At 65.5% G+C, this 12,313-nt stretch carries 10 protein-coding genes and 1 pseudogene; 4 read left to right on the top strand and 7 right to left on the bottom strand.

Annotated features, from left to right (window positions below; genetic code table 11):
• Positions 1 to 503 (top strand): annotated as a pseudogene (locus tag ELR45_RS10815) (hypothetical protein); the annotation flags it as partial.
• 669 nt (positions 504 to 1,172) lie between these two features.
• On the opposite strand, the gene ELR45_RS10810 reads toward ELR45_RS10815, so the two are convergent.
• From ELR45_RS10810 to ELR45_RS10785, 7 genes are all read right to left on the bottom strand, one after another.
• Complete coding sequence (locus tag ELR45_RS10810; protein WP_129665775.1) at positions 1,173 to 2,912, bottom strand: hypothetical protein; 1,740 nt, start codon at positions 2,910 to 2,912, stop codon at positions 1,173 to 1,175.
• A gap of 443 nt (positions 2,913 to 3,355) precedes the next feature.
• Positions 3,356 to 3,799, bottom strand: coding sequence for a hypothetical protein (locus ELR45_RS42650; RefSeq protein WP_420813863.1), 444 nt, complete (start codon positions 3,797 to 3,799; stop codon positions 3,356 to 3,358).
• Positions 3,800 to 3,862: 63 nt separating this feature from the next.
• Positions 3,863 to 5,569, bottom strand: coding sequence for a recombinase family protein (locus ELR45_RS37435; protein ID WP_240759457.1), 1,707 nt, complete (start codon positions 5,567 to 5,569; stop codon positions 3,863 to 3,865).
• A gap of 356 nt (positions 5,570 to 5,925) precedes the next feature.
• Positions 5,926 to 6,057 carry a hypothetical protein gene (locus tag ELR45_RS42080; protein ID WP_276320670.1) on the bottom strand — a complete coding sequence of 44 codons (132 nt, stop codon included), beginning with the start codon at positions 6,055 to 6,057 and terminating at the stop codon, positions 5,926 to 5,928.
• A gap of 574 nt (positions 6,058 to 6,631) precedes the next feature.
• The gene (locus ELR45_RS10795) at positions 6,632 to 7,717 is read right to left on the bottom strand and encodes a DNA cytosine methyltransferase (protein WP_129665769.1); all 1,086 of its coding nucleotides are present in this window, start codon (positions 7,715 to 7,717) and stop codon (positions 6,632 to 6,634) included.
• Positions 7,714 to 8,655 carry a TRM11 family SAM-dependent methyltransferase gene (locus ELR45_RS10790; RefSeq protein WP_129665767.1) on the bottom strand — a complete coding sequence of 314 codons (942 nt, stop codon included), beginning with the start codon at positions 8,653 to 8,655 and terminating at the stop codon, positions 7,714 to 7,716. Before ELR45_RS10790 ends, ELR45_RS10795 begins: the two co-directional genes overlap by 4 nt.
• Positions 8,652 to 9,461 (bottom strand): hypothetical protein, encoded by an 810-nt coding sequence (locus ELR45_RS10785; protein WP_129665765.1) that lies wholly within the window; start codon positions 9,459 to 9,461, stop codon positions 8,652 to 8,654. The genes ELR45_RS10790 and ELR45_RS10785 overlap by 4 nt, the downstream gene beginning before the upstream one ends.
• A 371-nt stretch (positions 9,462 to 9,832) precedes the next feature.
• On the opposite strand from ELR45_RS10785, the gene ELR45_RS10780 reads away from it, so the two are divergent.
• From ELR45_RS10780 to ELR45_RS34965, 3 genes are all read left to right on the top strand, one after another.
• Positions 9,833 to 10,792, top strand: coding sequence for a hypothetical protein (locus ELR45_RS10780; protein ID WP_129665763.1), 960 nt, complete (start codon positions 9,833 to 9,835; stop codon positions 10,790 to 10,792).
• Positions 10,793 to 10,800: 8 nt separating this feature from the next.
• Positions 10,801 to 11,166 carry a pilin gene (locus ELR45_RS10775; protein ID WP_205856371.1) on the top strand — a complete coding sequence of 122 codons (366 nt, stop codon included), beginning with the start codon at positions 10,801 to 10,803 and terminating at the stop codon, positions 11,164 to 11,166.
• Positions 11,167 to 11,240: 74 nt separating this feature from the next.
• Positions 11,241 to 12,313, top strand: a 1,073-nt coding sequence (locus ELR45_RS34965; protein ID WP_205856370.1) for a TrbL/VirB6 family protein, incomplete at its 3' end; no start/stop codon positions are given.

Raw genomic sequence — 12,313 nt, 5'->3', positions numbered from 1 at the left:
AAGCCAGTGACGAGGCCGTCACTGCCATCCTCCGAGGACACCAGCATTGGCTGCGCAACATGCAATCGAACGCCCAGGCGGCAGGCTCTGATGTTGCGCAGGATCCGGCGTTCGACATCATGCTCGGCGTCGATCCAGGCAGTTCGCGACTTGATCAATACCTGCACTTTAAGCAGCGCTGCGACGACTTCGGGAGCCCACAACTCATGTACGGGTACACGATCGAAGCAAATCGCTCGCACCCGTCATTCTCGACGGCGGAGGTGTTCCTGGAGCATCAAGACGACGACCAGGTTCCGTTGCTTCTACATGAGCCACGGCGAGGATTCCCTGACATGCTCTCGGCCGTCCTCGCATGCCTGCTGCATGCCAGCGAGAGCATCAACCGGCTCATCATCGGCCAACCATGGTCAGCAAACCTGCAGAGAATCGATACCGAGACGCGCGCGGCCGTTGAACAAGCCGCCTCGACCGGCGATCAAGCGGGACCGACGACAGGTTGATGGCAGATCTCGTGGCCACCAACGGTCATCTCTCATGACCGCCATCCGCCAGTTCTCAATGTCCCTTGAAATACTGCACAGCACGCAGGTGACTGTGAGGCTATTGAGGATGCTGACGGACAGCTCGTGACAGGCGCGATGCAGGCTCTACCGCTCCTCGCCGCGCCCGGGCTACACGGATCTCGACGCCCAATCAGTCCCGACATCGGCAGAACCAGAGCTCTCGCGTCGGCGGCCTTACCAAGTAGACACTCGGTGTTCGGCCGGTGCGATGAAGCGGTGCGGGGCTGACTGCCGGTCATGTCGGTTCCGCTCGGAAGAATGGTCTATGTCCCACCCCTGACCCCAGCAGCGGTCGGGAACCCGTCGTGAAGACAACCGTTCGAGGAAGTACCGGTACCTGGCTACAACCTGGTCGGAGGCACGCTCTCGTCTGCGGCCGCTCGCGCCTGTGGCCTGTCCGGGAACATCCGGAAGCTGTCAAAGGCCCCACGTCCCGCGGCGGGTAGCCGACAACGCCCCCAACGTGCTCCGCGCCGCCGCCGTCATCGTCGACGAGGTCGCCAGCCGGCCCCTGGCCTGGGGCGGAGCATTGTTGGCCTCGTCGGCTGCATCATTGACTCGGGCAACGGGACCGTGCGGCCCAGCATCGTGACGGTCCGCGCAGGCTCAGAACCGGCTCCGCAGGAACTCGTTCAGCTCGTGGAATAGACTGTGGTCACCTATATCGGACGCCACGACGGCTGCGGAGGCAACCGCCAGCGACACGAAGGCAACCCACAGTGCGCGGCGGCCAATCTTGGATGCATCTACCGAGGCACCCAGCGAGGCTACTGTGGAGAGGATGTCCCGATAGTCACGATCAGCAGCGGTGAGTTCCTCTAGCCACTCCTTCTGGCGCTTCCGCAATTCAGTGTTCATGTGTATCGGCTCGTCTTCCCGGTCAGAATTGGCCCGGAAGCGAGGCGCGTACTCGATTGTGAACTCCGCCTCCTCTTCGAACCGTGGCCGGGACTTCCAGGACCTCTCCAAGTCGCGCTGTATGGTCGCCACGTCAATGCTGAGGGTCAGCAGTTGCTCGCGGAGGTCGTTGACGACTTTGGCCTTGAAGAGGCCGTGCTGTGCCCGAGCCCGATCCCGAATCAGCGCGTAGCGAGCCTCCACAGTTTCAAGCAGATCAGATACGGCGAGCGTCACCAAGAAACTTTCGATTGCGTTGCCGTAGCGATGCGCTATTGCTCGGTTCGGATCGTCGCCGTAGCCAGTCATGTGAGTGGCGCTGTCCATCACAGCCTGACGCTGTCCCCAAAGCGCCCACGTCCGGTCAGTGCTCATGCCCCGGGCCATCGACGGCTCAGTCGGGACCAAGAGCATCCTGGGAATCTCAGCAGAGGTGTAGTGGTGGACCTCCGTCTCGGTGATTCCGAGCGCTCGGAACACATCGAACAAGTGACGGTCGTGCTCCGCGCTGACGGCAGTCGGGTCGTGCTGATCCAAGATGAGCATGTCGATCAGCGTCTGTGGGCTATCGAACTCTGCAAAGACGCCATCACAGTTGTCCTTCATCCACTTCCGCGCCAAATGGTGCAGCCGTTCTCGTACCGTCTGCGTGACATGGAACCCAGCCCACATCCGATCAAGTGCTTGAAGCCGACCGCCCCGGCGAGTCAACATCGGCTCGTGAGGCTGATGCCAAGCCTCATCTAGTTGTGTAGCACCCAACTTGGAGAGTTGGATGTGAGCAACTACGGCAGTTAGGCCGGAGCCGATCTGCATGGCCTTCAACTCGATGTAGCTGAACTCAGGCGGCAACTTGTTGCGCACGCCATCGGGTATGAGGTACGTCCCATTGACGTCCTGAATTGACGCCATGCGCCACCATCGCCATCCAGTCCGAGCGCGGGACTTCAAGAGGATGTTGACATTGGTATCTTCGCTACCAGACATCCAACGGTTCCAGTCCCAGCCGTTCCGATGAATCGCCTGCTCCAGTCGTGCGAACGCGCTCGGCGGGAACAGTTCAACCACCCAGATACCCGGCATGGTGACGCGCTCGTCAGCAGGCACCTGGAAATCATGCAGCCGGTCGGTCGGGTCCCAGATTCTGTCCCGCTCTAGTTCGTTGAACCGACTGAGATCCGTAGACCAGCGGTGGAAACCGCGGAGTACCGCTTTCGGAATGATCTTGCGTCGCCACTTGGTCTGGAGGAACCACAGCAACTTGTAGGGGAGGTCATACCAACGGGTCCAACGCTCCCCGATGTACGGCACCTTCGCGTAAGCGGCCGAGATCCTGTCCGAGATCAGGTCCGATCGCGGGGATGGCTCCACGCCTGCTGGAGCTTCGGCTCCCTCGTCAGGCGTCTCGGCTTGGTCCTCAGGTGGTTCGACCCGTTCCTCGGCGGTCATGGCTTGCCCACGCTCTTGAACTCAGCGCGCTGCATCTGCGCGCATGGCACACTGACTTCGGAGGTGTGTGCGGCCATCTGGACTTCCTCGGATCGGGACCCAACTACCTGTCCGATTCTCCCAGCAGTCTCCGACAGCCTCCGGAGCCGCACGCCGAGTCAGGGTCAAATCAAGCCCTCTGTCGGACCTGCTCGGCTGCAGCGCACGTGATAGCGGCAGTTGCTATCTGATCTACCAAGTCTGTCTGCTCGTCCAACTCGACGCCTCGTCGAGGCCAGGTAGGCGAGCACGCTGCCTCGGATCACCGAGCGAACCCTCGCCGGCGCCCACGTCGTGATCTCCCAGGTGCCACGAGCAGGGTTCCATACCGCGAAGGGCTGCAACGCGTCGATGCAATAGCGGGCCACAAGCTCGCCCTCATGCATCAGCCAGTCATGGACGAACTATGAACCCGCACCGCGAGCAAAGAGCCAGTACCGTCGCGGGCTCCTCGCTGAGGTCGACAACGACTCCCTCGTCGTGCCGATCACCGAAGCGCTCGACATATGCGGGCGATCGGACGGTTCTACTACTTCGACGTCCATAGGTGATCTCCGCCCAGAGGTCCCCGGCAATGCGTTCATACGGTGCTTGCGGATCGGTCCTCGCACGCTCTCGGCTCGCGACATCGCCTCGGGCTTGGGTGGTAGACACTCAGCGAGGGCTTGCGCAGCTCTCTGGTCGGCCTCGTTCAACCAGGCGGTATACACGCGGAGGGTTGTGGCCCCACCCCCGCCGTGGCCGAGTCGACCGGCGACAGTCCGGACGTCAACGCCGTCCGCGATGAGCTCCGTCGCCGAGTAGTCACGTAGCGCGTGGAGGTGAGTCTCAATGACCTGCCTACACACGAGACGCCGATAGCGTTGTGTCACCGACGATGGGCGCAGAGGGACGGTGCACACAGGATCGTTTCAGAACAGGTAGCGGTCGCCTTGTAGCTCCGTGCCAATGGCGTGAGCCTGTTCCTCGCAGCGCATCATGTGCTCAGCGATGATCTGACGGGTGCCATGGTCAAGCATTATGTGTGCCACGCGAGGTGGTGTAGGCCTCTGGGAAGACCAATGTAGCCTGGCCAACTGTTGCGCCCTCGGCAGGGCGCCCGAAACATGGGCAACGGAGTCGTTGTTTAATGTGGTCGCGACGCGTGCTGCCGCTCCTTCAGGCTTGTTCTGGGAGTCGCTGGGACGGGTTTCGAGCTGGACCGCGGCTGCGGCAGCTTCAGGGACGGTGTCGGCGCGAATGGTGGCGTGGATGGTGGCGTGTTTCCGGGCGTGGTCGTAGTGGATCTTGAGGGCGAAGGCGTCGTAGAGGTCACGCTGCAGCGTCTCGGGTGCTTCGGCCAGATTTAGCGTTAGGGCAGGTAGAGCGTCGAGCAACGAGGGGTCTGGGGGGCGGTCGCGTTCGGCGTCGTGTTGTAGCTGTTCGAGTTCGGCTTGCTTCGCCGCGCGTTGAGCTTCGAGGTCGGCGAAGCGGGTGCGGAGCCGATCAGCCCATGCTCGTGCGGCGGGATCGTCGGGATCTGCAGTTCCTGATTCGCGTTCTTCAAGGAGGTTGTTTTGCCGCTTCATCAAGTCGGCGATGGCCTTCTGCAGCGCGGCGATACGACGGTCGCGCTCATCATCCGTGTCGGTTTGGTGTCCTGAGAGTTGAGCGGCCAGATGGTCTGCGCGGTCGGGGCCGAAGACCCGCTCGGCGAAGAATACTTGGACGCAGTCAAGCAGGCGGTCTTCACGTACGTAGACGCTGCGCGGGTGGTCGGCGTACTCGTGCGGGTTTCCAACGCGGTCGAGTTGAGGCTGGCACGTGTAGTAGGCGTGGTTCTTGCGTGTCTTTCCGAACATGCGCTTGTTGCAGGTGGCGTGGTGGACGTAGTGGCGAAGAACGTATGAGCGGCGAGTAGCCGGGTGCTTGTTCGGGCCTGCCTGTCGGGAGCCTTGGCGTTCCTTGGCCGCCTCCTGAACAGCTTTCCAGATGTCCATGGTGACCAACGGCTCATGTGCAGGCTCGGCCGACCAGCGCCACTTCTCGGGCGCGTTGACTACGCCGCCCTTCTTGGTGGCTCGGCGGTTCCAGACCATGTAGCCGGTGTACTTCGGGTTGGTCAGGATGTCGCGCACGGACGATACCGTCCAACAGTTGCGTGCATGTTCGCCACGGATGGGCTGCGGGGGCGGATATCGGTCGAGATCGTGGTTGAGCCTTTCGGCGATCACCTTGTACGCGAGATGCTCGTTGTGTCGCCAGATGTAGATCTGCGTGACGGCGGGGCCGCGAACCGGATCGACCACGAGGCGTGTCTTGGTCTTTCCCTCTTCGCGTTTGGCAGCGACGGAATGCGGGATGCGTTCGGCGAGGTAGCCATAGGGTGGCTTGCCGATGTTCCAGCCTTGGCGCGTGTGTTCACAGTAGCCGTCCCAGGACTGTTCGAGGGTGTGGCGAAGGAACCACTCGCCGACGCCCTGTTTCATCCGGCGGACGAGTATCTGGGTGGCCCGCTTCTCCGACAGCGATATCGGGCCTTCATCGGCAGCGAACAGTGGAACTCCGGCGCGTTCCAGCGTGTGTTCAAGCTGGGTGGACTGGTAGGTCCATCGGGCCGCACGTTCGATTTCTTCCACGAGAACGGCGTCGAACCGGCGGCCGGGGTGTGTCGCTTCGGCCAGGAGATCGGCGAGTCCGCCGTCGCGGGGTATCGGGATGTCGAACGCCTCGTGTGCCCGGCCGAGGCCGCGCAGGTCGAGGTCTTTGCGTGAGGACTCGACGTCGTAGAAGAACGCGACGATCTCGAATCCCGGCGGCAACGCGCGCCGACAGCTCTCGAGCTGGCGAGGCAGCGACAGCGTCGGGTCTTGCAGGTCCTTGGTGGATGTGCGCAGGAGCACGGCCACCCGCACAGGCGACGCCGCCGCAGCATTGACGGGATCCCACATAGCAGAGGGTTCCGGGGACCCGAAGTGGGCGGGTACTGCGCTCGTCACGCCGCCTCCTTGTCCTCCTCGTCAGCGCTGTCGCCGAGCCGACGACGCTGTTGGTCAGCCCAGGCCAGCAACGCGGCGATCGCTTTGGCCTGTCGCGCAGCGAGCAGGTCGCCTTCTTGCCCGCGCACGTGGCGCACGTCGAAGTCGACCGTGAGCGTTCTGGCGTCACTCGCCCGTGTCGATTGACGCTCTTCTTGCCCTGAGGTGTCAAGGCGTCCTGTGCCGGGATCGCTTTTTCTCGCGGACGGTCTCACATCCTTCGATGCGAGGTGGTCGGGAGCAACGCTTTCGGGTGCGGTGGCCGCGTTCATGATGACTCGGCGTGCCTGGACCACGGCGGTGGTGTCACGGGGTCTGCCCGGCTGAGCGGGAGTCGTCATGTGAAGCACACCCCGGCCTCGCAGTCCATGGCGACGTAGGCGTCGCCTGCTTCCGCGTCGTTCGCGACGACGTTGGTAAGGGCAGCCCGTTCGGTGGGCGTCGGCCTTGTAGTTGGCAGCCGATGGTGGTCGCTGGGTCCTTGCGGCCTGGCTGCGGTGCGGTCCGGTCCGTGCCCGTGGCGGGGTGAGTCGTGGTGTCGGACGATCGTGCGGCTTCCGCAGAGTCGTTCGCTGCGGTATTGGCTCCGCGGTGGTCGTGGCTGGCGGCCCAGCTGCAGCGACAGTACGGCTTCGGAACACCGGCTACTCCCTGCCTGGTCGTTCATGATCTCGTGTCCCTTTCGATGAAGTCGGCGGCGTGGTCGAGAAGGAGCAGCCGTAGCGCGTGGGCGGCTTGTGGTGGGACGACGGAGTTGCCCAGGGCGCGCAGCATCGCCGTGCGGGGCAGCGGCAGGCTGGTGACCCATCCGGGTGGGAGGCCCATCAGGTGCTCGACGAACGCGGCGGAGAGGACTGGGTGGCTGTTTCGGCCGGGCTGTGTCGGTTGCGGTGTCGATCTTCCGGTGGTCTCCTCCCAGTAGCGGATCGCAGGTGCGTAGTCGCCCCAGTGGGCAGCGGTGGCGTTGTGGTCCGCCGCCTTCGGCGAGCCGGAGCAGGAGCGTCGCGCGGGTTGCGGGTGACGGCGATGGCATCGGATGGGAGCGTGGGGTCGCGTTTGGAGCCTCGCTGGTCGGGGGGACTTTTGGCACCGTCTGACGCTTTTGGCGTTGGTAGTAGACGTAGAGCATCTAGAAGGGACGGTCCACCCTGCCGACTGGCGGCGCTGATCCCGTTGGACGAGCCGTCGTGAGCCTGTGGTGTGGGAAGGAGCTTGTCGGTCCCAGGCGAGCAGGAACAGTCGTTCCCGGCGGTGGGGTGCGCCGATGTCGGCGGCGCGTATGCTGCGCCAGCACGTGTCATACCCTGCGGTGGCCAGGTCTGCGAGTACTCGGTGCAGTCCGCCGTGTCGCCACCTGAGGGCGGCCACGTTCTCCACGAAGAGTAGGCGTGGTCGTAGTACGCGAACGGCGTGCACGATGTCGCGCCAGATTCCACTTCGATGTCCTTTCTCGATCCCGGCCCGGAACCCGGCCGAAGAGACGTCCTGGCAAGGAAAACCGGCGGTGATGAGGTCGACGGGTGCGACGGTGGCCCAGTTCACGGTGCGCAGGTCGCCGAGGTTGGGCACCCCGGGTGCGCGGATCTCGAGCAGGGCGCTCATGTGTGGGTCGTTGTCGGCGCACCACGTCAGCCGTCCGCCGAGGACGGCGAGGGTGGCGAGGTCGAGACCGGCAGCGCCGGTGCAGAGTGACCCGATGACGGGGCCTGGGCTGGATGGGATCCGCAGCCTGTCGGTTGCCGGGTTCATCCTGCCGCTCGCTGCGGTGAGGTTGTCGGCAGAGGGCGGTGGGTCTGCTCGACGGCGCGATGTGCTCGCGGTGGCCGGTCGGCGCTTTCCTTCGCGCACCCTGGCAGTGCTTGGAGTACGACGACGTCTTCGTGGACGATGAGGCTGACGGGGAGCCCGTTGTCGCGGTGTTTGCGAACGAAGTCGCGTTGGAAGAACGATCCGCGTGCGACGAGGTTGTCGTCGTCTACCCGGGCGAGCAGCGCTACGCAGCGTTCGACTGGTGTGAGCCCGGCGTCGATGCCGCATTGAAGGATGTGGGTGGGTAGGTCGACGAGTTCGCCGTGGTCGCGGTAGGGGCGGATGGTGATGACGATGTGCCCGCCGGGGCGCAGCAGTGATGCGCATGCGGTGAGGATGGCGGTGAACCCGGTCAGTAGTCGCCGTAGGTCGAGGTTGGCGAGGTTGTGCCGGTCGAGGGGGTGCCCGTAGGTGTGGTCTCGTTTGTGTACGCCCCGGCCAGGCAGGGTGCTGACCTGGCCGTGCACGGATGCACCGTACGGCGGCGAGGTGACGATGAGGGCCACTCGGCCGTGTAGGTCGGCGGGCACGACGTCGGTGAGACGTCGGGCGTCGGCGGTGAGGACCTGGCCGGTGCCGGTCGCACCAGTGCGGCGGGCGAGGTCGAGGTTGGATTGGGCGATGCTCGCCCAGCGTGGTTCGTACTCGACACCGAGGGCGTCGTGGCCTTGGTGGACGGCTTCGACGAGGGTGGTGCCGATGCCGCACATGGGGTCGAGGACGGTGTCGCCGGGGTGGGTGTATGCGGCGATGGCGTGGCGGGCGATGGCGGGGAGCATCTTCGCCGGGTGCGCGGTCGAGCCTGGCACGTAGGCGTTCTTGCGTTGGGTCGCTGGGGCGGATTGCGCGCTCGCCCACACGCTGGGGAACTGGGTCATCGCGGTGCCTCCGTCTGCGTGTCAGGGGCCGGGTGTGCGATCTTCTTCCACACCAGTAGGTCGGCGTGGACGCGGCGATGGCGTCGTTGTTCGGCGCACATGGCGCTGTCTGCGATCGTGTGGCGGTCGGAAACGACGGCGACGTGGTCCTGGCCGCGGGGAAGCACGACGATGTGTTGCAGGTAGAACAGGTCGGCGTTTTGGGCAACGGCGACGACGGCGCCCGCGGGGTCGACCAGCTGTGCGCCTCGGTGGCCGGTGTGGGTGAGCACGGCGAGCACACCGTTCGGGCGCAGGAGGCTGGCCCAGGCATCGACCGCGCGGGTGTCGATCGACTGATGCGGGTTGAGCGCTGCGATGACGAGCGTGGGTCGCGTGCTGGGGTTGGTGGTGGGCCAGCGGTGCGGATCATGGGGCAGGGTGTGGGCGTGGCGGCCGAGCTCGGCGATCCGGGCGAGTGTGGGTTGCGGGCTGGCCATGTCGTGCGAGGGCGAATCGACGCGGTCGTCGCCTCCGGTGGCGGGGCCGGTGTCGAGCAGGACGATGTGATCGTCGGGCGTGGAGTATGAGGCGACGATCGCCTCGACGACGTCGGTGCACCGGGTCGGCCAGTGTGTAGGCAGGCTGATCGGTATGGTGCCGCATCGCCATACGGTCAGCGGTGTCGCCCGGGAGAGCCGCCGCGTGTTGCCTGTACGTGTGCGAGACGCGGTTCGTGGCGGGTGGGTCGTCTTATCCGGGCCACGGTGGCTGGGTTTGTGACAGTGTGAGCGCCGGGGAACGGCGTGGCGGCAGGGGTCCGGCATGGGTCTGTTCACCTCGAACCAGGGGACGCGGGCTGGGACACCTCTGAACTCCGCGGCGCACATGCCGAGCTGGACAGCTGGGTGCTGATCGTGTGCGTACGCCGGTTGCCGGGTGGGCTCTCGGGCTGCTGTCAGCGCTACTACACATCGCTTACAGCGATGGTGATTCCACAGGTCACTCGGCGACCGAGGCATGTGTTGCATGGGTGGTCGTCCGGGGTGATCCGGCTAGGAATGCAGAGATTCGCGAACCGGACCCAGGCGCGATGTCAGCGCTTTGTGAGTCGGGTGTGACCGCGACGTAGAAGGCGCGTAAGCGCCGATGTGGCGTGCTGGCGGCGTCTGTTGTCCGTCGAGCCGGGAGGGATCCCATGTCGAGCACAAGAAGCGCCGCCCTCAGTCTCACCACGGGGAGCGCGGCGGCACTACCGCTGGATGTCGCGAGGACAGCGTTCGGTTTGCTCATAGCCGGGCCGCAGCCGCTGTCGATTGATGGTCGGCTGTTCGGCAGCCTGTCGCAGCGGCGGGTCCCGCTGGACGAGCTACGCGAGCGTCTGCTGGCCCAGGACTGTCCGCAAACGACCCGGGATGCGGTGTGGGCGCACCTGGTCTTGTTATCGCGCAGCCACGGTCAGGCGTGGACGGTGGGGTGCGTCGGGGTGGCGTTGCCCGCGTTGACCCGGATGGCGGCGACGTTGTCGGCCAGGTTCGCCGCCGATCCCGCCGACATTCATGCCGAGATCTTGTCCGGGTTCCTGCACGCTGTGGCGGTGGTGGACGTGCGTCGGCCGCGGATCATGCTGCGGCTGCGGTGGGCCGCCTACCGGGCTGGGCACGCCGCGTTGCGGGCGGCACTGGATGCACCGACTCCGATCGGGGACGGGTTTCACTCCGCCGAACCTCCGCCGCCGTGGGGCCATCCCGATTTGGTGCTGGCCCGTGCGGTTGCGGACGAGGTGATCACCGCCTGGGAGGCGGACCTGATCGGTACCACCCGGCTGGACAGGGTGTCCGTGCGCTCGTATGCGGCCACGTCTGATGTGAGCACGGCGGCGTGTGCGAAGCGTCGCCAGCGGGCGGAGCGTCGCCTCGTGGCGTACCTGCGCGACGATGTGCATCCGCCTGTGCGACGTAGGACCCGGCGCACGATCGGCGGGTCAGCGACGCCGAACCCGCATAGCGGCCGCGCGAGCGGCGCCAGCCGCCGAAGCGCACATCGACATGTCCAAAATGAGCGCGATCTCGGGACTTCAGGGATGCGGACGTCACACCTGGAGGTCTCCCGATGCATGCGATTCCCATCCGACTCATCGTCCACGCCGTTGGCGTGATACTCGTCGTGGCGGCGATTGCCATGTTCGCCAGCGCCGGCGCCCATGCCGCCGAACCGGCCGGGCCGCCGTCGGTGGCCGCCGATGTGGTTGAGGCGTCCGGCTGCGCGGAGCAGGACGCCGACTGCACCGACGATGTGGCCGAATCGATCGATGAGGTCTTGACCCGGATCCGCAACTGGATCATGGGCATTCTGGCGGGGCTGGCCACGGTGTTCCTCACCGTGGGCGGTACCAGGTATGTCGCCGCCGGTGGCGACGTCGGCGAAGTGGCCAAGGCGAAGACGGCGTTCAAGAGCGCCGGGCTCGGATACGGCTTGGCGGCGTTGGCCCCGCTGGTCGTGGAGATCTTACGCGGCATCGTGGCGGCCTGAGCATGCCGGCACGTGCCAGCACCGGCCCGAAATGCCTACCCGCGTGTGGCCGACGGCGAGCCTGGCGACTGACCGTGGGCACGCTCATGGGCGGGGTCCTGCTCGGCTGCCTCATCGTCGCCGTGGGCGCGTCGGCGCAACAGGCTCCGGGGCCGCCGGTGGATGCGTTCCCAAGACCGACGCTGACCCTGCCCCCGCCATCTCCGCCGTCGCCTAGCCCGACACCGTCGGAGACCCCGACGGCGTCGCCGCCGTCCAGCCCGTCGCCTTCGGCCACGCCGACGCCCACTCCCACCCAGCCCGAGTTTCCGCAGCTGCCACAGCCGCCGGATGACGGCGACGATGACGGCGGCTCGGGCGGCATTGTCGGGTGGATCGTGGACGGGATCAACGAAGCGATCACCGGCTTCTTCCGTGGCCTGGTCCGGGCCGCGTTGAACCCGCTGCTCGACCTCTTGGGCCGCTCGCTGCTGAGCACGCCGCCGCTGGACTCACTGCCACGCATCGGTGAGCTGTGGGACACCAGCCGGGCGTACGTCATCGCCGCGTACGCGCTGCTGGTGTTGATCGCCGGAGTGGTGCTGATGGCCCACGAGACGGTGCAGACGCGTTATTCGTGGAAGGAACTGCTGCCCAGGCTCGTGGTCGGGTTCATCGCGGCCAACACCAGCCTGCTGGTGGCCGAGCAGGCGATCATCTTCGCGAACGCCACCTCCCGGGCAGTGCTCGGCGAGGGCATGGACGAGGAACAGGCCGCGGAGGCGCTGACCAGCCTGGTTCTGAACGGCATGCTCAACGGCAGCATCTTCATCCTCTTCATCGGCCTGGCCGTCGCCGTGGCGTTAGTAGGGCTGCTGATCACTTATGTGGTCAGGGTCGCGGTGACGGTGATTCTGATCGCCGGTGCACCCTTGGCGCTGGCGTGTCATGGCCTGCCGCAGACCGAGGGCGTGGCCAGGTGGTGGTGGCGGGCGTTCGCCGGTGTGCTGGCGATCCAGTTGGCCCAGTCGTTGACACTGGTGACGGCGTTGCGAGTGTTCTTCGCCGACGGCGGCTTCACGGTCTTCGGCCCCACCGTTGACGGGCTGGTGAACCTGCTCGTCACATTGGCCTTGTTCTACATTCTGGTCAAGATCCCGTCGTGGAT

This window comes from Phytoactinopolyspora endophytica, assembly GCF_004138495.1.
GTDB classification, from domain to species: domain Bacteria; phylum Actinomycetota; class Actinomycetes; order Jiangellales; family Jiangellaceae; genus Phytoactinopolyspora; species Phytoactinopolyspora endophytica.
Note: the sequence above shows the minus strand (reverse complement) of the source record. Positions and strands in the feature narration are given on the sequence as shown.